Annotated in this window: 23 protein-coding genes and 2 pseudogenes; 10 read left to right on the top strand and 15 right to left on the bottom strand. The window is 68.0% G+C overall.

Translation table 11 applies throughout. The features are described from left to right. Positions 1-76: 76 nt before the first annotated feature. Entirely contained in the window at positions 77-952 is an 876-nt protein-coding gene (locus ACFFHU_RS29605) for a S1 family peptidase (protein WP_377343758.1), read from the top strand. Positions 953-1105: 153 nt separating this feature from the next. Here ACFFHU_RS29605 and ACFFHU_RS29600 read toward each other — a convergent pair whose 3' ends face one another. From ACFFHU_RS29600 to ACFFHU_RS29590, 3 genes are all read right to left on the bottom strand, one after another. Continuing rightward, the gene (locus ACFFHU_RS29600) at positions 1106-1852 is read right to left on the bottom strand and encodes an SDR family oxidoreductase (protein ID WP_377343757.1); all 747 of its coding nucleotides are present in this window, start codon (positions 1850-1852) and stop codon (positions 1106-1108) included. A 71-nt stretch (positions 1853-1923) separates the two neighbouring features. Continuing rightward, positions 1924-2994: an aldo/keto reductase gene (locus ACFFHU_RS29595; RefSeq protein WP_377343756.1), complete on the bottom strand. Its 1071-nt coding sequence runs from the start codon at positions 2992-2994 to the stop codon at positions 1924-1926. A 70-nt stretch (positions 2995-3064) separates the two neighbouring features. After that, entirely contained in the window at positions 3065-3274 is a 210-nt protein-coding gene (locus ACFFHU_RS29590) for an SDR family oxidoreductase (RefSeq protein WP_377343755.1), read from the bottom strand. Positions 3275-3593: 319 nt separating this feature from the next. Between ACFFHU_RS29590 and ACFFHU_RS29585 the strand changes: the two genes are divergently transcribed. Further along, a complete protein-coding gene (locus tag ACFFHU_RS29585; protein ID WP_377343753.1) occupies positions 3594-4199 on the top strand; it encodes a TetR/AcrR family transcriptional regulator in 606 nt (201 codons plus the stop codon). 210 nt (positions 4200-4409) lie between these two features. Here ACFFHU_RS29585 and ACFFHU_RS29580 read toward each other — a convergent pair whose 3' ends face one another. After that, the gene (locus ACFFHU_RS29580; RefSeq protein ID WP_377344067.1) at positions 4410-5315 is read right to left on the bottom strand and encodes a LysR family transcriptional regulator; all 906 of its coding nucleotides are present in this window, start codon (positions 5313-5315) and stop codon (positions 4410-4412) included. A 91-nt stretch (positions 5316-5406) separates the two neighbouring features. Here ACFFHU_RS29580 and ACFFHU_RS29575 point away from each other — a divergent pair, with 91 nt between their 5' ends. From ACFFHU_RS29575 to ACFFHU_RS29560, 4 genes are all read left to right on the top strand, one after another. Further along, positions 5407-6108, top strand: a complete 702-nt coding sequence (locus ACFFHU_RS29575; RefSeq protein ID WP_377343752.1) for an ester cyclase — start codon at positions 5407-5409, stop codon at positions 6106-6108. Continuing rightward, positions 6108-7031, top strand: a complete 924-nt coding sequence (locus tag ACFFHU_RS29570; RefSeq protein WP_377343751.1) for an alpha/beta hydrolase — start codon at positions 6108-6110, stop codon at positions 7029-7031. Before ACFFHU_RS29575 ends, ACFFHU_RS29570 begins: the two co-directional genes overlap by 1 nt. 457 nt (positions 7032-7488) lie before the next feature. Then, positions 7489-8547: an LLM class flavin-dependent oxidoreductase gene (locus ACFFHU_RS29565; protein WP_377343749.1), complete on the top strand. Its 1059-nt coding sequence runs from the start codon at positions 7489-7491 to the stop codon at positions 8545-8547. Continuing rightward, complete coding sequence (locus tag ACFFHU_RS29560) at positions 8544-9158, top strand: NAD(P)H-dependent oxidoreductase (protein ID WP_377343748.1); 615 nt, start codon at positions 8544-8546, stop codon at positions 9156-9158. The genes ACFFHU_RS29565 and ACFFHU_RS29560 overlap by 4 nt, the downstream gene beginning before the upstream one ends. 271 nt (positions 9159-9429) lie before the next feature. Here ACFFHU_RS29560 and ACFFHU_RS29555 read toward each other — a convergent pair whose 3' ends face one another. The 5 genes and pseudogenes from ACFFHU_RS29555 to ACFFHU_RS29535 all read right to left on the bottom strand — a co-directional run bounded on the left by ACFFHU_RS29555 (position 9430) and on the right by ACFFHU_RS29535 (position 12400). Further along, positions 9430-9891 (bottom strand): MarR family winged helix-turn-helix transcriptional regulator, encoded by a 462-nt coding sequence (locus tag ACFFHU_RS29555; protein ID WP_377343747.1) that lies wholly within the window; start codon positions 9889-9891, stop codon positions 9430-9432. A gap of 289 nt (positions 9892-10180) precedes the next feature. Next, on the bottom strand, positions 10181-10363 hold the full coding sequence (locus ACFFHU_RS29550; RefSeq protein WP_377343746.1) for a hypothetical protein: 183 nt from the start codon (positions 10361-10363) through the stop codon (positions 10181-10183). Positions 10364-10583: 220 nt separating this feature from the next. After that, positions 10584-10770 (bottom strand): annotated as a pseudogene (locus ACFFHU_RS29545) (IS256 family transposase); the annotation flags it as partial. 413 nt (positions 10771-11183) lie between these two features. Then, on the bottom strand, positions 11184-11831 hold the full coding sequence (locus tag ACFFHU_RS29540) for a nucleotidyl transferase AbiEii/AbiGii toxin family protein (protein WP_377343745.1): 648 nt from the start codon (positions 11829-11831) through the stop codon (positions 11184-11186). Positions 11832-11833: 2 nt separating this feature from the next. Next, complete coding sequence (locus ACFFHU_RS29535) at positions 11834-12400, bottom strand: hypothetical protein (RefSeq protein ID WP_377343744.1); 567 nt, start codon at positions 12398-12400, stop codon at positions 11834-11836. Positions 12401-12611: 211 nt separating this feature from the next. Between ACFFHU_RS29535 and ACFFHU_RS29530 the strand changes: the two genes are divergently transcribed. Continuing rightward, a complete protein-coding gene (locus ACFFHU_RS29530) occupies positions 12612-13664 on the top strand; it encodes a macro domain-containing protein (RefSeq protein ID WP_377343743.1) in 1053 nt (350 codons plus the stop codon). On the opposite strand, the gene ACFFHU_RS29525 is transcribed toward ACFFHU_RS29530, so the two are convergent. The 3 genes from ACFFHU_RS29525 to ACFFHU_RS29515 form a co-directional block, all read right to left on the bottom strand. Beyond that, entirely contained in the window at positions 13648-14931 is a 1284-nt protein-coding gene (locus ACFFHU_RS29525; RefSeq protein WP_377343742.1) for a DUF4407 domain-containing protein, read from the bottom strand. The two genes, ACFFHU_RS29530 and ACFFHU_RS29525, sit on opposite strands and share 17 nt — an antisense overlap. Positions 14932-14987: 56 nt before the next feature. Beyond that, entirely contained in the window at positions 14988-15560 is a 573-nt protein-coding gene (locus tag ACFFHU_RS29520) for a hypothetical protein (RefSeq protein ID WP_377343741.1), read from the bottom strand. A gap of 73 nt (positions 15561-15633) precedes the next feature. Beyond that, entirely contained in the window at positions 15634-17544 is a 1911-nt protein-coding gene (locus ACFFHU_RS29515; RefSeq protein ID WP_377343740.1) for a 5'-methylthioadenosine/S-adenosylhomocysteine nucleosidase family protein, read from the bottom strand. A 236-nt stretch (positions 17545-17780) separates the two neighbouring features. Here ACFFHU_RS29515 and ACFFHU_RS29510 point away from each other — a divergent pair, with 236 nt between their 5' ends. Then, entirely contained in the window at positions 17781-19088 is a 1308-nt protein-coding gene (locus ACFFHU_RS29510) for a macro domain-containing protein (protein WP_377343739.1), read from the top strand. Between the two features lie 251 nt (positions 19089-19339). Here the strand turns inward: ACFFHU_RS29510 and ACFFHU_RS29505 are convergent. Beyond that, positions 19340-19540: pseudogene (locus ACFFHU_RS29505) on the bottom strand (transposase); the annotation flags it as partial. A 226-nt stretch (positions 19541-19766) separates the two neighbouring features. Here ACFFHU_RS29505 and ACFFHU_RS29500 point away from each other — a divergent pair. Further along, the gene (locus ACFFHU_RS29500) at positions 19767-20117 is read left to right on the top strand and encodes a hypothetical protein (protein WP_377343738.1); all 351 of its coding nucleotides are present in this window, start codon (positions 19767-19769) and stop codon (positions 20115-20117) included. A gap of 135 nt (positions 20118-20252) precedes the next feature. Here ACFFHU_RS29500 and ACFFHU_RS29495 read toward each other — a convergent pair whose 3' ends face one another. Continuing rightward, on the bottom strand, positions 20253-20858 hold the full coding sequence (locus tag ACFFHU_RS29495) for a DinB family protein (RefSeq protein ID WP_377343737.1): 606 nt from the start codon (positions 20856-20858) through the stop codon (positions 20253-20255). A gap of 239 nt (positions 20859-21097) precedes the next feature. On the opposite strand from ACFFHU_RS29495, the gene ACFFHU_RS29490 reads away from it, so the two are divergent. Beyond that, positions 21098-21994, top strand: a complete 897-nt coding sequence (locus tag ACFFHU_RS29490; protein WP_377343736.1) for an ADP-ribosylglycohydrolase family protein — start codon at positions 21098-21100, stop codon at positions 21992-21994. A gap of 117 nt (positions 21995-22111) precedes the next feature. On the opposite strand, the gene ACFFHU_RS29485 is transcribed toward ACFFHU_RS29490, so the two are convergent. Continuing rightward, the gene (locus tag ACFFHU_RS29485; RefSeq protein ID WP_377343735.1) at positions 22112-22750 is read right to left on the bottom strand and encodes a pentapeptide repeat-containing protein; all 639 of its coding nucleotides are present in this window, start codon (positions 22748-22750) and stop codon (positions 22112-22114) included. Between the last annotated feature and the right edge of the window lie 52 nt (positions 22751-22802).

Here is a 22802-nt window from a genome sequence, read left to right as displayed (position 1 = left end):
CTCCGCGAGGGCATCCCCGGACGCTTCACGGGCGGGACTCACCCCGACATCCCGCCGAAGCGTGAGGAGGAACCTCGTGAGGATCATCCACGGAACGCTCCGCAGCCGCACTCCCCGCCTGGTGGTGGCCGTCGTCAGCGCGGTCACCCTCGGCCTGTACGCCCTGCCGGCCGGCGCCGCAGCCGCACCCCGGTACGGCGCCGACACCCTCGCCGCCGTCAGCGCCGCGGTGGACCGGTCCGGTGTCGACGGCATCTCCTGGTACACGGCGCCGGACAGCGGCCGCGTCGTGGTCGAGGTCGACAGCACCGTCTCCACGGCAGAGATCGCCACGCTCAAGCGCGCCGTCGGCGCCCACGCCGGGGCCCTGCGGATCACCCGCACCGCCGGTGTGATCAGCCCGCTGCTGTCCGCCGGTGACGCCATCTACGGCGGCAACTACCGCTGCTCGCTCGGGTTCAACGCGGTCAGCGGCAGCACGTACTACTTCCTCACCGCCGGGCACTGCGGCAGCCTGGCCAGCACCTGGTACACCAACTCGGGCCACACCACCCTGATCGGCCCGACCGTCGGCTACAGCTTCCCCGGCGACGACTACGCGCTGGTCCGCTACGACAACACCTCGCTCAGCCACCCCGGCGGCTACACGCTCGCCGACGCGTACGTGGGTGAGTCCGTCACCCGCGACGGCTCGACCACCGGCGTGCACTCCGGGAAGGTCACCGCGCTCAACGTCTCCGTGCGTTACAGCGGTCACCCCGGCGGCAGGGTGAGCGGCCTGATCCAGACGACCGTCTGCGCCGAGGGCGGTGACTCGGGCGGACCGCTCTACGACGGCAGCAAGGCCCTGGGCCTCACCTCCGGAGGCAGCGGCGACTGCTCCTCCGGCGGGACGACCTACTTCCAGCCCGTCCGCGAGGCCGCCAACGCGTACAACGTTTCTCTGCTCTAGGAACAGCGTCGACGTGCCCGGCCGCCGGCGACCGGGCACGTCGAGGCCGAACGATCGTCCTGCGGTTCCTGACCCGATTGCAGGCCGGTGGCATACCGGTGCGGCGACGTCATGCCGGCATGCCGCCCACAAAGGCCCTTCTCGGACACGTCCTCAGAGCTGGGTTTCACCGCCGTCCACGGCCAACTCGATGCCGGTGGTATACGTGGCGTCGAAGGCGAGGAATGCGGCCGCCTTGGCGAACTCTTCGGGTGTGCCGTAGCGCTTCATGGGATTGCTCGCGGTCCGCTCCGCCCTGAACTGGTCGGCGGCCTCTTTGGACAAGTTCATCGTTTCCAAAATCCCCGAGTCGATGGGACCCGGACTGATCGCGTTGACACGAATTCCCCGCGGAAGCAGCTCGCGGGAGAAGGTGCGGGCCATCGAGCGCAGCGCTGCCTTGCCGGCCGCATAGACGCTGGTGTCCGCGATGCCGATGACGTTCGCGATCGAGGTGGTGAGGACGATGCTGGCGTTCGCGCTCAGCAGCGGGGCGAGCTTCTGCACAGTGAAGAACGCGCCCTTGACGTTGATCGCGAACAGCTCGTCGTACACGTCCTCGGTAGTCGTCTCCAAGGGCGTGAGGGGTGAGATGCCGGCGTTGACGAACAAGGACTCGATCGAGCCGAGCTCGCCTTTTACCCGGCCGGCGAGCATGTCCAGGTCGGCCAGTGAGGCCACATCCGCCCGGACGGCCATGGCAGTCTCGCCGAGCCGCTCGCGTGCCGCATCGAGCTTGGCAGGAGAGCGGCCGGTGATCGCCACGTGGGCTCCGCCTTGCACCAGCAGCTCTGCCAGCGCGAGCCCCATGCCGCTGCTGCCGCCCGTGATCACCACATTCTTGTCGCTGTACTTACCCATAAACCGAGGTTGCTCCGTTCCATCATCAGAAACGTGTCGGACTTCCTGGAGGTCGCCGTTCTCGAAGCGAATCAGCCGAGGGTCTCGATCTTCATGTCGCCTGTGGTGACCGTGCGGATGTGATCGCTGGCGAGCAGGCCGTGCGGATTGCCCAGGTCGATGGCACTGACCTCGTCGAGGCGGGCCAGATGGGAAGGAGTGAGGTCGACCTGCAGGGCACCCAGGTTGTCCTCCAACTGCGCGACGGTGCGGGCGCCGATGATGGGTGCCGTCACGTCCGGGGCGTTCAGGGCCCAGGCCAGTGCTACCTGGGCGGGTGTGTGGCCCAACTCCGATGCCACCTCCTTCACCGCATCGGCAATGGCAAGGTTGCGGTCGGTGACCCATCCCAGGGCGACGTTGAGGCTTCTGCGGTTGCTGGCGGTTTCGCCGACAACGGAGCCCGCCGGGTTCTGGTCCTCCCGGCGGTACTTGCCGGTGAGCACCCCGCCGCCCAACGGGGAGAAGGGAACCACGCCGAGTCCCATCTCGCGTGCCATCGGGATCAGGTCACGCTCCGCAGTGCGCTCGATCAGGCTGTACTCGGTCTCCAGTGCGACCAGTGGCGACCAGCCGCGCAGGTCGGCGATCGCCTGCATGCGCGACACCTGCCAGGCCGGGGCGCTGGAGATCGCCACGTACAGCACCTTGCCCTGCCTCACCAGATCGTCCAGGCCCCGCAGGATCTCCTCCACCGGCGTCCTGAAGTCCCAGACGTTCACGTAAAGCAGATCGATGTAGTCGGTGTTCAGCTGCCGCAGGCTGGCTTCCGCCGACGCCAGCATGCTCTTGCGGTGGGCACCCCCGGAATTCGGGTCACCGGGCTGGCGCAGCGTCGAGTACTTCGTCGCCAGCACCATCTTGTCTCGGTTGGTGTGGGCGAATTCGCCGAGAAGTCGCTCGGAGCTGCCGTTGGTGTAGGTGCTGGCGGTGTCGAAGAAGTTGCCGCCGAGCTCGGTGTAGCGGTCGAAGAGCTTGCGCGCCTCGTCGCGCTCGGCGCCCCAGCCCCACTCGGTGCCGAAGGTCGCCGTGCCCAGCGCCAGCGGTGAGACCCGGAGACCGGAGCGGCCCAGCAGCCGATAGGTGTCGAGAGTGAGTGCCATCATGTTCTCCTCAGAGGTGCGGTTCGTGACGTTCGAGAGGTGCGGATTTGGCTGTCGGCTCGCTCGGGTTTCAGGCCCCGAGCCCGTAGCCGCCGGCCACGGTGATGTCCTGGCCGGTGATGTAGCCGGCGGCGTCCGAGGCGAGGAAGGCGACTGCTTCGGCGACGTCTTGGCTGGATCCGAAGCGCTCGAAGGGGATCTTCGAGCGCATGGCGTCCCGGCCGCTCTCGGGCACCCCCAGCTTGTTGAGCAGCGGGGTGTCGGTGGCCCCGGGGCTCACGGGATTGACGCGAATCCTGCGGGGTCCAGTTCGAGCGCGAGCGAGGGCAGCATGGCCAGCAGCGCGCCGCGTGTCGCCGCCCCACGGTGGCGCCAGGGGTCCCGCAGCCGCGGGCGTGCAGCAGCTCGGCCGTCGCTCGGCCGATCCCGGTCGTTCCCCCGGTGATGAGAGCTGCAGGCATGGCGAACCTTTCGTCGCTGAAGCGAGGGGTGAGACGATCCGTAATCGGGGATGTCCCCGGTTGTCTCACCGTACACTGAACCGGGGATATCCCCGAATCCACCCCGAGCCTCATCCGACACTCCCGATCGCGAAGGTCATGAAACCTCCACGCAGCACCCTGCGCGCTGATGCGCAGCGCAACCGCGAGCAGTTGATCGCCACGGCCGCCGAAGCCTTCGCGTCCGGACGCGCGATCTCGCTGGACGCGATCGCCAAACGCGCCGGAGTGGGGAACGCCACCCTGTACCGGCACTTTCCCACCCGCGAGGATCTGGTCGAAGAGGTCTACCGGGACCAGATCCGGCCCTTGCGCGAAGATGCGCGCACCCTTCTGGTTACCAAGCCGCCCGCGCAGGCCCTCCACGCGTGGATGCTCCGATTTGCCGACTGGGCCGCTGAACGACGCGGCATCTGCGAGGCCTTGGTCGCCATGAGTGCTTCCGGCCGATTCGGCACCGGACCGGTCTGCGACGAGGTCCAGCAGGTCCTGGCGATGGTGCTCGAGGCGGGCGCAAGAGCAGGAGAACTGCGCGGCGACATTGACCCGGTCGAGGTAGGCGGGATCCTCGCCGGTTTGCTCTCCGTGGCCGGCGCACCCGAGCAGCGCCACCAGCTGAACCGAATGCTGGGCGTCGTCGTCGACGGACTCAGGCCCCGTCAATCCCAATCCGTCCAGGAGGGGTCAGTTCTATTCCGCCGTTGACAGCACCGGCTCTGACTGTTTCCGAAGCCGGTGGTGGACTGCTCGCTGCGCTGGCCGGCCTGCCTGATCCGCGGGCCCGACGCGGTGTGCGGCACTGGCTGTCGCCGACGTGTTGACCCGCCTCGTAAGGGCCGTCCTGGGCGGGGTCACAGATTCAACGGCCCGAACTCGTCGACGCAGAGCACTTTGATAGCCGCGCGGCTTGGTCGCTCATTCTGGCCGCTGATCGTCGAATGCTGCGCGGAGCCGGGCCACGGTGCTGGTGGAACCTCCGGCGGGCCAGACGACGACCAGGGGCAGCAGGATGCCCTCGGCGAGGTGAAGCTCGACCGTGCGCCCTGGGCGGTGCCAACCTTCAGGCGCGATCGCAATCGCGCCGAGCTCAGGCAGGTCGCTCAGGGCTGTGGCCATGCCCATGGTCAGCGACAGCATGGGCTGCACTGCGGCGCCCACCAGGGCGAGGCGGCCGATGATCAGGTCGGTCAGGGGTGTGCCAGGCGGACTCCAGACGAGCAGCCGTTCGCCATCGAGCTCGGACGGGGGTACGGGGGTCGTCCGCGCCGCGAGGCGGTGTCCGACCGGCACGTACAAGCGGGCCGGGATCATCGCCAGCTGGGCGCTGTCCAGGGCCGGGGAATCCGGAGCGATCCGGACGACGGCCAGGTCGATCTCCCGGGACTGAAATTCCGTCAGGGCCTTTTCTGGGCGCAGTTCGTTGAGCGCCACGGTGAGGCCGGGGGCGCCGTCCCGCACGGCGTTGACCACCGCGTCACGTTCGCCGGGGCCCAGGGCGGGTGAGACGCCGATCCGGACCGTGCCCGCGCGGCCGCTGGCGATCTCCTGGACCCGGTCGACGGCGGTGGCCACGAGCAGCAGGATCTGCCGGGCATCGTGCACCAGAGATTCCCCCGCCGCCGTGAGCCGTACCGCGTGGGTGGACCGTTCCACCAGCTCGGCGCCAAGCTCGTGCTCGATCTGGCGGATCACCTTGGACACCGCCTGCTGGGTCATGAACAGCTTCGCCGCCGCCCGGGTGAAGTTCAGTTCGTCGGCCACCGCCACCAAGATGTGCAACTGCCTCAGCTCAGGCACCGCGGCCCGTGGTTGTGACTTCATCACCGATGGTCGTTTCCGTTCCTTTCCGGCGTCTCACAGACTTAGCGAAGAACGAAAGCAGCATTCCACAAACCGAGAAAGCAGAGCTCACATGGCTGTCTACAGCTTGACGGAAGTCAGGGTCCTCGACGGCGAAGGCGCCCGGAAGTACGCGGAGATCGCCCAATCGTCCGTCGCCGCGCACGGCGGGAAGTTCCTCGTCCTCGCCGCCGAAGCCGAGGTGGCCGAGGGCGACTGGCCGCAGGACCAACTCGCCGTCATCATCGAGTTCGCCGACAAGAAGCAGTTGCACACCTGGTACGACTCGGCCGAATACGCCCCGGCCCGCAAGATCGCCGCCACCGCGCTGGACCGCCGGCTGGTCTTCCTGGACGGGTTTCCCCCGGTCACGGCTGCCGACCCCGAAACGCTGGTGCGCCGCTTCTATGCGGCCATGACCACCGGCGACGTGAGCACCGCGGGCGACTACCTCGCGGACGACTGGCACGACATCCCGCTTCCTCCGGGCACGCCAGCCGGGATCGACGGATACCTCGGCACCGTGGCGTTCCTGCGATCGGCCTTTCCCGACCTGGACGTCAGCGTCGAGGAGGTCGTCGTCTCCGGCGACCGGGTCGCGGTGCGCGTCCTGGCCACCGGGACACACCGGGGCGAGATCCTCGGTATCGTTCCGACCGGCCGCACCGTGGCGTTCCGCGCGTTCGACTTCCACCAGGTCAAGGATGGCAAGCTCGCCAGCACGTGGCACCTGGAGGACTTCTTCGCCCTCCAGCTCCAGCTCGGAGCGCAGTGATGGCCGACGACCACGCCGGTCACGTCCTGGACGCCATCGCCGCGGCCTTGGGCCGGCTCCCCCGCTCGCCGATCATGCACTATCCGTCGGAGCGGGGACTGGCATACGAGGACGTCACCTTTCCGTCCGCGGACGGGGTCCCGCTCGAGGGGTGGTTCATCCCGGCACCCGGCTCGGACCGGCTCGTCATCGTCAACCACCCGATGTACTTCACCCGGTCCGGACTGCCCTCGCACCTGGAACCCTGGAAGTCGATCTGGGGTCCAAGCGGCAACGACATCGAGGTCGACTTCACCCCCGACCTGGCGATCCTGCACCGGGCCGGCTACAACGTCCTGACCTACGACCTGCGCAGTCACGGGCTGAGCGGCACCGGCAACGGTGGCATCGCCTCCTCCGGCATCTTCGAGGCCCGTGACGTGCTCGGCTCCCTGAACTACGTCGCAGGCCGGGCGGACACCCGGAACATGACGGTGGGATTGTTCAGCCGGTGCCTGGGCTTCAACGCGACGCTGTACGCGATGACGCTCGCTCCCGAGGCCTTCGCGAACGTCCGTTGCCTCGCCGGACCTCAACCGGTCACCGAGGAGATCATCCTGGGGCGGGTGCTCGCCGTGGCGGGCGTAACCGCGGACCCCGTCGAGCTCGATCGGCGCGTCCGACTGGCCACCGGCATCGGCTTCGCCGCCCGTGACACCCGGTCCTGGGCCAAGCAGTGCACCGTCCCGACGTACGTCTATCAGGTTCGCGACGACGTGCTCACCGTGCCCGAGGACGTGCAGACGATCTTCGACAACATCCCGGCCACCGACAAGCGTCTGAGCTGGATCGAGGACTCGACGGCCCGCTGGGACGGCTACCTCGAATTCCAACGCCGGCCCGGGCCGGTGCTGGACTGGTTCGCCGACCACCTCTCGACCTAGTGCGTCGTCCAAGAACGTTTGCCGAGTAGGTGACCCGCCAGGCGACGTTCGTTGTCGGTGAGAAGGTCAGGCGCACTCTCCACGGTGACGTTCCCCGTCGAGAGTGAGGTGGGCTGGCGGCGTCGGCATCCGCTGACGTTCCTCCCACGGCAGTCCCGCCGAGCGTCGGTGTCGGCTCCGCCTGAGCACTGACCACGTGGTATCGGCCACCTCACACCATCGCCATCGAGTTGACGAATCACCTCGGCCACACGACACTGGTGGATGTGACAACTCACGATGTGGCGGAGCGGACCGGTGACGTTCCGCGCTCCGCCCGTCATGACAGCCGAGCAGGGCTCGCGGGCGCCTCCGCGACTCGGCCAGCGGCAAGCAGAGCGACCTCTCCCGCAATGCGCACCCGGGCCGCAGCCAGACGAGCCTGACCGGCCGAACGAGCAGAAGAAAGAACAGGACCATGACATTCGAGCTGGGCATCCTCACTTTCGGCGAGGTAAGTCCCGACCTGTCCACTGGGCAGACGCCATCGCCGGCCGAGCGGATGAAGCAGACCCTGGAACAGGCCCGCCTCGCCGACGAGGTCGGGCTGGACGTCTTCGCGGCCGGCGAGCACCACCGCAGCGACTTCGTCTCATCCGAGCCACACATGGTGCTGGCGGCCGCGGCGGCGATGACGAAGAACATCAGGTTGACCAGCGGGGTCACGGTGTTGAGCTCGGAGGATCCGGTACGGGTGTTCGAGCATTTCGCGACCCTCGACCTGATCTCGGGCGGCCGTGCGGAGATCATCGCTGGCCGCGGCTCCTATACCGAGTCGTTCCCGCTGTTCGGCTATGACGTGGCCGACTACGCCGACCTGTTCAGGGAGAAGCTGGATCTGCTGCTGGCGATCCGAGCTGGTAATCCCGTCACCTGGCGCGGCACCGTACGCCCGCCGCTGGTCGACGCGGACATCGCGCCCCGTCCGGTCGGCGACCTGCCGATCTGGGTCGGTGTGGGCGGCACGCCCGCCTCCGCGGTGCGGACCGGTCAGCTCGGGCTGCCGATCGCACTGGCTCTCCTGCTGGGGCCGATCACCCAGTTCGAGCGTCCGGTCGACCTGTACCGGCGGGCCGCCGCGCAGGCAGGCCACGACGCCGACCAGCTGAGGGTCAGCGTCAACGCGCACGGTTTCGTCGGCGCGACCAGCCAGGGCGCCCGCGACACGATGTACCCGTACTTCCGTGTCGGGATGCGGGAGAACAACCACCAGCGCGGCGCCGGGTTCGACATTCCGCGCCCCGCCTTCGACGCACAGTCCACCGCCAGGGCCGGCCTGCTGGTCGGCAGCCCCCAGGAGGTCATCGACAAGCTGATGGCCTACCACGAGCTGTACGGCATCTCCCGGGCCATCATCCAGACCGGCTTCGGTGGCCTGCCCCAGAAGGAGCACCTGCAGACGATCGAGTTGCTCGGCACTCAGGTGGCACCCGTCGTACGTCGCGAGATCCTGGGACGTTCCCAGAGCGCGGCATGAGTGAGACGCTGCGGGTCGTGGTCGTCAACGGCAGCCCCACGATCGCCTCCAAGACCATGGGCCTGGCCGGCTTGGTCACCGCCACCCTGGCCACCATGATCCCGATCGAGATCCGCACCGTCGACGTTTACCGGCTGGGGCCTGGATTCACCGGTGCGACCACGCGCGACGAGGTCTCGGCGGAGGTCGAGGGCAAGATCCTTGCGGCGGAGACCGCGGACGTGCTGGTCGCCGCCACACCGGTGTTCCGCGCTTCCTATTCGGGCATGTTCAAGCACTTCTTCGACCTTGTCGAGCAGTACGCCTTGGCCAACAAGCCGGTCATCCTGGTGGCCACCGGTGGGAGTGACCGGCATGCGTTGGTGATCGAACACCAGTTGCGCCCGCTGTTCGGATTCTTTCAGGCATTGACCGTACCGGTCGGCTTCTACGCCAACGCCGGCGAGTTCGACGGCACCCTCGTGCTCAACGCCGAGGTGTACAGCCGCATCCAGGTCGGCCTGAACGATGTCATCGACATCTTCAGGGCGATCGCCGACCGGAAGTCCCCGGAAGATCGTCCAACCGGTGCGGCAGACCACGCGCCTGCAGTGCGAGCCGACCGAGAATGACCGTCCGTTCAGCCAGCCCAGCAGCCAGTGGCGGACAACCCCATCCGCATCCCGCCTGTCCCATCCCACCGACAGCTGCGCCGATGACGCAGCGGAGCCTCAACACGAGGATCGAGGGTGCGGCCGCCGCGACAATCTCCGTCCGAAGCGGTGGATGGGCTCCACCCCGTTCGACGAGGATTACCCGGCCGGCGCTCACCGCACCGAATTTGCGCAGACTGTCCGCGTGATCAGCAGGTTCGATGCCGCCGCACGCAGGTTCGAGATCAGGTCAGGCGGATGCCTGGTCTGCTCGTAGGCCGTCGAGGATCGTCGCGGCGGTGTCGGCGAACCGGTCGAGTTCGTCGGGCGTGAGACGGTCGACGAAGAGGCGTCGGACCTCACGGGTGTGACCGGGTACGGCTTCCTCGAGAGCGGCGAGACCCTTCTCGGTGATGACGGCGTGTATGCCACGGGAGCCGCACCGCTCGCGCAGGACGAGGCCCCTGCTGCTCATCCGGGTGAGTTGGTGGTTCAGGCGGCTCTTCTCCCACCCGGCGATTCGGCAAAGCTCGAAGAGCCGCAGTCGCCCGTCGGGCGCTTCGGACAGCACCGCGAGCACAGTGTAGTCGGCGTTCGACAGGCCACTGACGGCTTGGAGTTGCTGTTCGATGCGCGTCCGCAGCAGCTCCAGCATCTCGAAGGACACCCGCCATGCCCGGAGCTCCCGTGCCGTCAGACCCTGCTGCGTCATGGGGCCATAGTACTTGCAGTTGACAGATCACCTCGGCGCACCCATCGAGCACCCAAACATCCACAGGGGACGACACAAGCAAGGGGCTTGACCGCCATACTGGCAGGTCAGACGCCTGATGACCTTGTGTGCCTGAAGCGACTCGAACCCCTAACCTTCATCCGTACGGCGTCACAGGTCTCGCAGCCGAGAGGCGTCGACGCGGCCCGCTCATCGGGCGGAGGCGCCGGTCGCCAGGGCTGCGGTGCAGACGACCCCCGCGAGGAGCGTGCCGGCGAACATCCAGGAATCAGCGGGTACGGCGGCGGCGGGTCGAAGATACCGTTGAGGAATTTTGATGAGTTCGTAGGCGAGCCAGCGCGCCGGTGGCGATCCCGCCGGCCACGCCCGCGACGACGAGGGCGTGGGCCTCGGTCCACAGGAACCCGGCCCGTTGCCGGGCGTCGGCGCCGAGGACGGCGAGCGTCGTCATGGACCGGCGGCGCTGCATCGCTCCGACGACGAGAATGAGTCCGGCGCTCGAACGGCCAGCAGCAGTCCGAACGCGAGCGTCAGGCTGGCCAGTCCGGACAGGCTACCGGCGGCCAGCCCGGAGGCGGACGTGACGGCTACCCGGGGGTCGGTGATGTCGTTGACGAGCGCGCCGGCCGGGGCGGGGTCTGTCTCGCTAACGGTGTTTCCGGCGATCTTGGTTAGTAGGTTTCAGCGGCTGGGAAGCGGTCGCTGAAGGTGATGGCGAAGGCGTTCAACGCGGGTTTCCAGCGCATCGTCCATCGGGTTCTGCCTGCCGGTGGGGTCCAACGATCGGGTCACCAGGTACAGACACTTCAACGCGGCCAGCTTGTGGGGGAAGTGGCCGCGGGCCTTGACCGCAGCAGCAGAGGTGGCGCTGTGCGAACTCGCGTAGAGACTCCTCCAGCCGGTGCCAACCCGGGTCACCCCAGTTGACCGCCGGGCGCAACCAGGGTTCGTGTGCTCGGGCTGTGCTCCTGGACTGGCCGAACGGCCATCCGGGTGATGTGGGTGAACGCGGGCCACTCCCTGCCACCCCAGGTGAACCCCCAGGTCGCTAGACTGGGCCCTCGCGCCCTCGTAGCTCAGGGGATAGAGCATCGGTTTCCTAACCGGACGCTCCGGGGCTGTCCGCAGTCCGATGACCTGCGGCTCTGTGCGTCTTGCCTGCGTGTGCCGGCCGTTGTGCGATCCGGTTGCGATCGCTTGCCGAAGATCAGCTTGAGCGTTGTGAGTCCTGATTGTGCAGGTTTTGAGGCTGCCGCGAGTTGGGAGGCAAGTCATCCTTCCTCGTCGTCGAGCAGTTCGCGGCGCCACTCCGCGAATCGACTTCGGAGATCGTCCAGCGCTGGGCCGGTGACGCCGTACTGGGCGAAGTCGTCGGGGTCGAGCTGGGCGGCTTGTCCGAGGGCGCCGGCGAAGATGCGCGGGTCGAAGCCGCGGTCGGCGCGCTGGGCGAGGGCGAGGAGGGTGTCGCGGGTATAGCGGCCGGATCGGAGCGTGGCGTCGATGTCGATGAAGTCGCGGGCGAACGCTCGCCCGTAGAGGGCGCTCATCTTGTTGGTGACCGCGTCGTCGGGGTGCAGTACCGGTCCGATCGCCATGAGGATCGGTTCGTTGGCCCGCCAGTCCACACCAAGTTCGACCTTGGAGATCCGCAGCCCGTCGGTGACGGCCAGCCGGGCGAAGGTGTCGTACTGCCGCTCGGTGTCGACGGTGAGGCCGTCGTCTCGGTAGGCGTGCACAACGGCGGTGACCGCGGCGGTGAACTCGTCGCGGCGGTCCCAGGCGGTGAACAGGTCGACGTCCTCACTGGGCCGCTCGACGAGCCCGGCCGCCTGCACCGCGTAGCCGCCGGCCAGTGCGAAGCCGTATCGATCGGCCGCGCCGAGTCCGGTACGGGCGAGGCGTTCGTGGAAGGGGTCCACCGCTATGCCGCGTTGCTGCGGGTGGCGGCGAGTTCGGGGAAGGCCTCTTCCCAGCGTTGGCGGAGCTGGGGTGGCAGCCAGAGGGTGGGCCAGAGTCGCCGGAGGAGGTCGGCGTCGAGCCAGGTGTTCAGGTCCTCGGTCGTGCTGGCTTCGGTGAGTACCACCTTGTACATGCTGGCCAGGCGTGCGGGCCGGTTCAGGTCGTACTCGGCGTGTCCGGACCAGTCGAGGTGACGCGGAAGTGTCACCGTGCCGCCGGTCGGGCCGTGCAGTTCGGCAAGGGTTGCCGCCACGACGTAGGGCTTGCGGTCGCCATAGGGTCGGTAGTCCGCCGGCGGTTGGGGGGATGTGCGGCGCCGGCTGAGGTTGGTTGCTCGTCGGATTTCCGGTCGTAGTGCCTGGCGGATCGTCTCCCGGCTGTACCCGGTGACCCGCTGCAGATCGACCGGCCGCCAGCCGGCCGCGTGGAACGCCCGTAGCTGTTCGTCCCGCTCGGTCAACGCAGCCGCCCGCGTCGCCTCGTACCGGGAGACAACCGCGTGCAGCTCATCCTCGGAGAACCGGGCCATGTCCCTCAGCCTACTACGCTAGGCCCAGTACGCTTGGCGTCTGGGCGCCGGGTGAACCCTCGGGTGGCCAGACTGTGCGCTCGCGCCCTCGTAGCTCAGGGGATAGAGCATCGGTTTCCTAAGGCGGCCGTCCCCACCTAGGGAGATGGACACAGCTCGATACAGTGAAGGGCGGTCGGGGTGACTTCGGGGGACGGGGACAAAGATGGGCGTGAGCATCGCAGCCGCCGTCTTCCTCGTGCTTTGCCTCGCCAGCTTCGGGTGGGGCAGCCGGCCCTCTGCTGTCGGGATCCGGCACACCCTCTTCGTGCTCGCGTGGCTCTGCGCGGCCTTGACGGCCACTCTGGTGGTCTTCTCGGCGTTTCCGTCCACCACCGCCGACGGCACGGTTCTAGGCGTGACCCTGGGCGGCGCGGGTGCCTTCGTCCTGCTGTTGTGGACGGCGGCGATCCGCGCCGGAGGCGTCGCGGCCCACCGGGACGCGAACGAGGCGCAGGCGGTCCGGCGCGCGGAGGTGGCCGCGGCGGGCGCCGCCCGACCGGCGCCGGCCGTACTGACCCACCAGCACACCCACTGGTTCCAGCTCAGGGACGGCGCCGGCGAGCGCCCGTGGGTCGGCGTCGTCACCGGCGACCTGCGCGCGGTCCGCGGTGTCGATGCCTGGGTGAACGCGGAGAACACTGACATGATGATGGCGCGCGTCCACGACTTCTCCGTGTCCAGCATCATCCGGTACGAGGGCGCCCGCCGGGACGTCGCCGGCCGCGTCCTGAACGACCTGATCGCCGAGGAGTTGGCGGAGACGGTCCGGGACCGCCGGCCGGTGGCCGCAGGCTCGGCGATCGTCACCTCGTCCGGCGCGCTCGCCGAGAGCCACGAGGTGCGGTTCGTCGTCCATGTGGCGGCGGTGGAGGGGCAGCCAGGGGCCGGCTACCGCCCGATCCGCGATCTGGGCGTGGCCGTCGCCCGTACGCTGACCGCCGCCGCGGCACCCGGTTTCACCGAGCCGGCGCGTACGATCCTGTTCCCGTTGCTCGGGGCGGGGGCGGGCGGCGCGCCGGTCGAGGAGACAGCCGCTCAACTGATCACCGCCGTCGTCCACCATCTCGCGCACGGTGGGTCGCCTCGGCTGGAGCGGGTGCTCGTGCTCGCCTACACCGACGCGGAGCTGACGGCGTGCCTGCGGGCCCTCGCCGCGTCGCCCGGCCTGGTGAGGCGACGCGGCGGTCCGGCCCTGCCGGCCGGGGTCAGCGCTGGCGCATGAATTCCTCCGTACGCGACATCGCGCGGGCGAACGCCTCCTGGTCGAGGCCGCGGATGCTCAGGATCTCCGCCTCGGTGACCGCCGAGTCGTTACGGGAGCGGGCCCGCAGTGCCCGCACGCCCTGTTCGAAGGCGGCCACCTGGGCCTCCCGAGCCGCGAGCACCTCCACCGGCACGCGGGTTAGCACCTCCATCTCGCCCAGCACGCGCTCCGCGTCGGCGTTCGCGGTCGCGATCGCCTGCTCCGTCCTGCCGGTGCTGATGGCGGCCTGCCGGGCCCGCTCCGTGGCGACCACCTGAAGCAGCCGCGTGTCGCGGACGTGCTCGTACGCGCCGACCGGTGTCGTGATCTTCATCGTCATCGGCAGGACGTCGACGAAGACGAAGAAGCAGATCATGAACCACTCGACCGTGAGCACGTGCCCGCTGCCCCTCTTAAGCTGGTCAAGCGCGGCGACCCGGGCCAGGTAGTCGGTGCTGTGCCTCGCGTTGATGTCGGCGACGTCGTGTGCCGCCTGGTCCCTGATGTCGCGGACCCGATCGTCGTACGCCTTTCTCGTCTTCTGATCCTCGCCCTTGGCCAGGCTGATCCGGCCGTCGAGCGCCTTTATCTCGCCGTCGACCTGGTCGAACTTCCGCTGGATGTCACGGCAGCGCGGACCGCAGTTCTCCTCGCCGGAGCTGATGCCGCAGGGCAGTTGTTTCCGTACGTTGCTCTGCTCGTAGGTCTTCAGCTGGCTCAGGCAGTCCAGCCGCGTGACCCGCGCGATCCGCGCGTCCTCCAGCGGCTTCGCCGAAGCGACCGGCACCGGGACCGCCGCGACGTCGGCGTCGGCCTTCGCCCGGCGTTCCTCAACCTTCGACCGTCGGTTCTCGTCGATGGTCTGCACGAGGCTGTCATCGAACCACAACAGCACCAGCGGGTGAGCGACCGCGATGCCGACCAGTACCGCGAACACCAGCCGGGCGACGACCGGAACGGTGCGGCCGCCCGCCCCAGGCACCGTCGACTTGTGCAGGGTCGAGATGAGGTACCGATCGATGAGCAGCACGATGACGCCCCAGCAGATCCCTGCCAGAACGTACAGCGCGGCGTGCCGGGTCAGGGTGGAGACCGCGTACGCCATGGAGAACGTGCCCAGCACCGCTGGTACCAGGATGAGTGAGCCGAGCCCGGCAAACCGGATCTTCTCGGTGTTGGACAGTGAGGTGCAGTCCTTCAGGATAGTCGGATCGGCCCCGGAGAGCCAGATGAACGCACGGCGCAAGGATGCATTCCTTCCCACGATGCGGGGTTGAGAGGGGGCCGATCGCTGTTGCTTCCTTACTGGGCCGAGCCGACCTTTTTGTGCAGGGACTCGTTGAACCCGTTGAGGAGTGCGCTGGTGCTGTCGAAGTAGACCTTGATCTGGTGGTTCAGGGACCGGCGGGCCGGCTCGTAGAGCTCCGGTCGGTTCTGGAACCGTTCGATCATGTCGAACTGCGGCGCCATCTGGCTCATGAACCTCTCCAGCGCGGCGTTGATGGTCTCATTCAGGTCCTGGATGCGGTCGGCAGCGAACCGCGCCAACTGCGTCTGCAGGTGCATGCCCTGGGTCGCGATCAGCGCGTCCGCACGCTTCCGGGCGATCTCCAACTGGGTACGGGTGAACACCTCGATGAACTCCCGCTTTGCCGCGCCGAACTGACGCAGCGTCTGCACGGCGAGTTCCTGGGTTTCCTTCTGGTATCGGCTCGGGAAGAGCCGCTGGAGCACTCCGCCGCGGTTCATCGCCGCCAGCGCGGTCTCACGCGCCTCGGTGCTGGCGGCGCGCATGAACTCCTGCATGCCGTTGGAGACCTGTTCGAGCTCGTCGAGGCTGGTACCGGGCATCTGCGAGATCGGCTGAAGACTCACGGGGGACCTTCCTGGTGATGATGGGAGCGCCGCCGTCGGGGCGGAGCCCAGGTTTCTGGTAAACGGATGACCGTCAGGCCATCTCCGGCTTCGCCGCGAAGGCGCCGATGTCGATCGCGTGCAGCACGAACGCCGCGGCGTTGTCGGCCGCACCGGCCGGCTCGTAGTGGACGTCCCGGTCGACGCCCCAGTCGGAGATCGCCTTGACGACGATCCAGGGCACGTTGGCGTCGGCCGCCGCCGCGTAGAGACCCTGGGCCTCCATCTCGCCGCACAGGGCACGGCTGTGGTCGCGCTTGAGCTGGTCGCGCAGCGCCGCGGAGTCGACGAGGGTGCGCGACGACAGCATCAGCCCGAAATGGACCTTCGCGTCGGTGAAGTCGATCGAGGCGGCCTGGAGGCGAGCCACCAGCGACGAGGACGGGCTCACCCGGTCGCCCAGCAGCTCGGCCCGATCGTCGTACTGGATCCGGTGGTCGAGGTCGTAGACCGAGTTCGAGACGACGACGTCGGTCAGCCGGTGCGGCGGCGTCCAGTCGTCGCGCAACCCGTAGCAAATCCCTACCATGATCACGACATCGGGTCGCCAGCGGTCTATGGCCTCGGTGGCGGTCGCCTGGCCCCCGCCGGGCGCACCGGCGCTCTGTCGCGCGCACTGCACCATGGCCAGCGTCGTACGACCGATCTCGCCCAACTCGTAGATCGCCAGGTTGCCCACGAACGACCGTTCGGGCGGCCGTGCGGTGACCCGGCGGACCGCCCGCAGAACCGCGTCCCGCTCGGTGGGCGTGACGGTTATCAGCAGTACGCGTGTATTCATCAGGGGGTGCCTCAGCTCATCGAAGGTTGCCAGAGACCTTTGGTGCTGCGCGATCGCCAGCCGCGCGGAGACCCAGGCGATCGGGACGGTCATGATCCCGAGCACGCTGGTCAGCCAACCGAAGGCCGATGCCGTAGCCGTGGCAGGCTCGGCGCCGGGCGCGTTCGTCAGCAGTAGCCGCCAGGCGAGCCACTCCAGCGCGGTCGGATAGTCGACCGGCCGCCCCGGGCAGGCCCCCGCCCCACAGGCATGGCTCTCCCATGACGCGACGAGGAAGGCCAGCAGGGGTACGACGACGAGGATGAGGCCCACCCAGAGCGCGAAGAAGCCACCGTCGGCCTGGGAGGCGATCCGGTAGTCCCGGACCGGCCCGGGCGGCAGCCGCAGCGCCACCTGCGATCCCGGTCCGAAGGGCTGGGCCAGCACCGCGTCGATGGCGTTGCGCATGCGGTCCGTGGTCGCCCCTCGTCTGATGAACACCAGCACCTCCCGTACGCGTACCCGGTCCGTCTCAACGCCCCGCCGCGCGGCCTCGTGACGCGCTTCCCGCCAGACGAGATCGCTCATCCGGTCCGCGGCCAGCTCGATCAGGTGCCGACCTGGTTCCGGCGTGACGTGGTGGCATAGCGGGACCGACCAGTTCCAGCCCGGGTAGGAACCCGCCGCCAGCTGGTCGGGCCTGGGCGGGCGGCGGCCGAGGGTGCGGCGCAGCCACGCCGACTCATGGGCCAGTCGACCGAGCATGAGGACGCTGACGTACGGCACCACGGCGACCGCGAGCCAGGCGACGGCGGGTGGCGTGTGCCCGTCGTGCAGGCCCGGGACCAGCGCTGCCGCGACGACGAGCAGCCCGAGCACCGGCGGTACGACGAGCAGGAGCAAATCCCAGTGCCGGTCGACGAGTCGGAGGGTGCGCAGCCTGAGGCCGCCACGGGCGGCGGGTGCCGGGCTGGCCGGCGGGCGCTCCAGCAGGGCGAAACTGTCTGGCCCGCGCCAGGCCAGGCGGCCCTCGGCGGCGGCCACCCACAGTAGGACGGACAGCGGGCCACGGGACCGAACGAAGCCCAGGGCGCTGCGGTCCCGGACGACGCGAACGGCCTCCCGGCCGCGCTGCGCCGAGCGAACCACCCGGGCGGCGGCCCGGCACTGTGCGAAGTCGACCACGCGCCTCACCCCTCATCGTTCGTTCGCTGACCGGTCCGCCGGTTCCGGCACCCGTTCTGCCGCCGCGCCCGATCGAACTCCGGGCCCCCGCGCCGAATGGCGTGCATCTGAGGCACGATTGCTCAATACGCGGACACTCGGATATCCAGTATCATTTATGGAACCCCGCGGCCAGCGTTATCAACGGCGCGCATGACGAATGGACTCGCCTCCCCTCGATCCATCTAGGAAGGATCATGGCAAGCATGCCGAACCCGCGCGACGAGCACCGGACGAAAATTTCGACGCCGGTCGAGATTCTCCAGCTCAACGGGCAGACGTCCGGTGCCGCGTCCGGATACGGGCCGGACGCCCGGACGGATGGGGAGATAATCGTGCCGCCCGGTGCCCAAAGTGACTTCATGCGCACACTCGGCGACTTCTGCGCTCAGCTCTCCCGATTACGGAAAGAGGCGGGTATCAGCGTCGAAGTGCTCGCCAAAGATTCACGGGTTCCACTCGGTCGAAGTCAAATATACGACACCCTGCGCGGCCAGGTTTCCTCACCGCCGTCGTGGGAATTCGTCCAGGCTTTCGTATCCAAGTGCGCGACACACGCCGACCGCGCGAGCATTTCCCTCCCCACCGACCTCGAATACTGGCGGCGCGAGCACGGCCTGCTGGCGCATCTGCACGAAAAGAGCCGCGGCCGCTCGGCGGTCGTGTCCCCGACAGAGCCGGTCCGCCTCGGCCGTGACGGCGGCGGCCGCGTGCTGACAGTGCAGGAGACCAGCACCTATCGACTGCCGCCCGGCCCGGACGGACGCCAGTCGCGGATCGGAGTGATCACCTCGGACATCCGCCAGGTGAGATGCGCCGACATCTGGGTGAACTCGGAGAACACCGACATGGTCATGGCGCGCGTACAGGAGTGCTCGGTCTCCGCGATCATTCGGTACGAGGGCGCCGAGCGGGACGCGGGCGGCCGGGTCGTGGTGGACCACGTCGCCGACGAACTGGAGGCCAAGGTCGCCGCCCTGCGACCGCTCGGCCCGTGCGGGGTCGTCGTGACCGGTGCCGGCGAACTGGCACGCCGAAACGGCGTGCGCTTCGTGATCCACGTCGCCGCCGTGCACGGCGCCCCCGGAGCAGGCTTCCAGCCGGTCAAGGAGATCGGCCGCTGCGTCGCGAACGCCCTGACCGCAGCCGAGGACCTGGTCGACCCGCGGACCCCGGCGACCGTCCTGTTCCCACTGCTGAGCTGCGGCGAGGCCGGCGGTGAGATCCTTCCGACGGCCCAGGCACTGATTCACACCGCCGTCAACCACCTCCGCGCCGTGCCGGGGAGCCGGATCGGCACCGTGCTGTTCCTCGCCTACACCGACGTCGAGCTGTGGGCCTGCCTGCAGGCGCTCGGCCAGGTGTCGGCCCTCTCGCGGGAGGTTCCCGCCAGCCGCGCCGGCCAGGTCCGGCGTGGACCCGTTCCACCCGGCCCGGGTGGCGCGCGTCGGCCGTCCGGCGATCGCGGGTCCGGTCAGATCCGCTGGCAGCTGCGGCGCTCGTAGCCGCCGCGAACGGCTTTTGGCTGGCCGTGTCCGAAGAGCACCGTGTGTCTCCGAAGACGACGCTCTATCTGTACCCAGAGGCTGACTGCCTGCGGGTTTCGTATTCTGTTTCACGTTAGCGGGTCGCATACGCGCGTTGCTGCGCTCGCTTGCCGAAGATCAGTAGAAAGGCATAAGTCCTGCTCACACCATGCTCCGGTGGTCCGACGCGTCCTTGCTGAGATACGGCGAAGCCACCGCGCCGCGTCAGTCTACGGTGCCGCAAGTCCCCACCCGGAGCCGCGCCTGCGGCTGCGATCGCCGAAGGTGCCGTCATTGCCGTAGACCTCGTCGCCGGCAGCCCACCCGGCCGGGACCCCTGCATCGACCGCGTCGGCGATCATGTCGCGGGCCAACTGACGTTTGGTGGCAAACTCCACGTCGGCGGGCACGCCGGCCGCTGTGCACCGCGTCCGGTCGTTGGTCCGGCAAGCTAGTTACCTTGCGTGATGAGCGCCTCGCGGCATGAGAGGTAACGCGACCTTGGCGATGTTCAGCCCCATCCAGGGGTGGAGGTGGCCCGATCCGGCGCCATGGTCAAATGCCAACGTGGCTGACCTACGACCCCGCTTCGCCGACGACACGAAAACGCATCCCGGCCTACGGATGACAGCGGTTCCACGTTCATCCAGCCTGATCGTGGACGATGACACCAAACTGCTCCTGAGCGAGGGCCTCGGCCGGTTCGACATGGAGATCCGCTGGATGGCCCACCTCGACGAGACCAACGTGCTCCGGCTATGGCGATCCTGGACCGGACATCAGTTCTACCAAGCCGCCGTCGAGCAGCAGGCGGCCGGCCAATGGTTGATCCGCGATCTCGCCGTGGAGCAGGAACCAACTCGATACCGGGGATCCCTTTCGGAAGAGCCCGAACAGTTCGACAAGGTTCTCGTGTCCGTCGTCAACACCCTGCGCAGATTCCGGGCCGGCCATACCCCGTACGGCCCGACCCCGGACGCCGAACCGATGCCGCCGGCCTGGCCATGAGAGCACCCCGCGCTGCCGCGTTTCGCCCGTGCTGCTCTAGCACGCGTGCTCGAAGCGGCAAATCCGGACGGCAGCAGATTGCGGGGGACTTGGAGTGCCCCGATCGCACAGGCGGGGGTGCTGGTCAGCGGTGCACTACACCCTCGCCTGTGGGAATGTCCTGCCGCGTTCATGGAAGTTGTCGGCGATCGCCGTCAGTCGCTGGGTGTGAGTCGGCCAGTCGATGGCGTCAGGGACGTTGCTGTGGCGCCGCAGCAGGCCAACGGAGCCGTCGACCTGTTCGCGGAGGATATCGGCGTGGCCGGCGTGGCGCTGCAGGTCGACGGTCATGTGGACCATGATTTCGTGAAGCGTGACCTCCGCGCCGCCCCAGTGGGCCACACGCCCGATCGCATCCAGCGGCAGGCTGTCGATGGTCTCGTCGGCGAATGCCTGCACGCGGCGGTAGAGGTCGATGATTCCCGCAGCGGTCTCGGTCTCGGTGGCGTACCAGCCGGCCATCGGATCGGGGTCGCCAAGGGACACGAGCTCATCCGGGGTGGGCCACTCACGGCCAAAGGTGGGGCCGAAGTAGATCGCCTCGGTGTTCAACGCGTGCTTGACAAGGCCCAGCAGGTTGGTGCCAGTCGGCGTACGAGGCAACCGTTGGTCACGCTCGGAGAGGCCCTCCAGCTTCCAGATCAGCACATCCCGAGCCCCTTGAAGGTAGTTCTTCAGCACGTCCTTGGGCGCGGCCACCATACAGGCATCCTGCCACGCTTGTAACGAGCCGCTCGTAGGGCCTCGATGGAGTCCATGACCTCGTGAAGCTCGCAGGCGGGCGAGCGCCCGCACCTCGGCAAGGTCGCCACGTACAGCACGTCCGCTCGCTCGGCGGCATGAGCGGACGCACCGAAGGGCACCGGCGCGTGGGAACAATGACACCGTTCGCCCGGCCGGCGATGCCTTCGATACCCGGAGCCTGATATTTTAGTGTCTTCATGACTTATCTCGATCTGTGCCGTGACAGCTTGGACGGGCTGTCGGTAGGCGACGCGCTCGGTGCGCAATTCTTTGTCCCAGGCACCTCATACGCCGAGTTGGTGGCCGGCCGCCCTCCTCTCGCCCCCTGGCCATGGACCGACGACACCGAAATGGCCTGCTCCGTCGTCAGCGAGCTGCGGACCTGGGGCGACATCGACCCCGACCGACTGGCCGCTGCCTTCGCGCAGCGATACGAGCCGTACCGCGGATACGGGGGTGGCGCGGTCGTTTTACTGCACCAGATCCGGGACGGAGCCGACTGGCGACAAGCGGCACGCTCGGCCTTCGACGGTCAGGGTTCCATGGGCAACGGCGCGGCCATGCGCGTGGCACCCCTGGGCGCCTTCCACGCCGGTACCTCCCAGACCGCCGCGTTGGCGGCGATGCGCTCGGCCGAAGTCACCCACGCCCACCCCGAGGCAATACTCGCAGCGGTGGCAGTAGCCGTGGCTGCTGCCGAAGCAGGCCACGCCAGACGGCTCAAGCAGCGGCCCGCCCCGGAAACGCTGCTTGAGGCCGTGCTTCGCCATCTCGTCGACAGCCGGGTCAGCGAGGGCATCCGCCAGGCTATCGGCCTACTCGGGGCAAGCGTGGCCGAGGCAGCCTACGAGCTGGGCAACGGGTCCCGAGTCCTGGCCCAGGACACCGTCCCTTTCACGCTCTGGGCTTCGGCCACCTTCCTGAACGACTACCCAGCGGCAATCCTGGCGTGCGTCGAGGCCGGGGGCGACGTCGACACCACGGCCGCGATCGTTGGCGGTATCGTCGCGACCTTCACCGGCACAGGCCCCGGCGGCATACCCCCGTCCTGGCTCAACGCGCGTGAGCCACTACCGATCTGGGCCGGCGGCTGAGCCGGCACGACGCATGGACCCTCACTCGGCGACAAGGAACACCCAACCAAGTGCTGCCTACCCAGCGTGATAGCTCGACAGCGAACACTCACGGCGGCAGATGAGGGCGTGGGTGCTTTAGGTGAGTCCACGTGCCCCTTGCGTTATGGCCTCAGACCAGCGGACGCCGTTTGTAGTCGCGCCCCGCAGATCGGCTTCGCGGAAGATGGTTCCTTTGACTGACGCCCCGCTAAGATCCGCACCGCGGAGGTCCGCACTAGTAAAGTCTGCACCATCTAGTTTTGCATTCGCTAGCTTCGCCAGGCCGAGATTCGCATCTGCGGCAATTACACCCCTAAAATCGACGCCTTCTAAGATTGCTTCTTGCATTTTGGCCCCGCGAAGATCAGCTCCACGATTAGCCAAAGGCGGCGTACCCAGCGCGCGCGCTGCAGCGAGAACGTCTGGCGGAACTTTGCTGCTATCCGGGTGTTGCCGAACGAACGAAGACAGAACTTGGGTGACAGCGGGAATCCAAGATCCGTCCCCTCGGGCAATTGCAGTTAAGGAGTAAATTCCGCCAATCTTCACGGCCAACTTTTCTGATGCAATTTGCTCGACGGCTTTAATGTATCTATCGGCATAGGCTGCGGTGCGATTTAGGCGGTAGGTCCGCCCCGCAAAAACCGCACCCAGGATGACCGCAACCCCCGCCAACAGCGCAATCATCGATGACCTTACATCGTTTATCGCCTTCAGCTTGTCGGCAGAAGTCATTCCGGTAGCGGGCGCTCGAGTAAGGAGGCTGGGAACGATCCATACCAGCGCT

The organism is Plantactinospora siamensis, from assembly GCF_042434095.1.
In the GTDB taxonomy this organism is placed as follows: domain Bacteria; phylum Actinomycetota; class Actinomycetes; order Mycobacteriales; family Micromonosporaceae; genus KBS50.
This window is presented reverse-complemented; position numbering and strand designations above follow the sequence as displayed.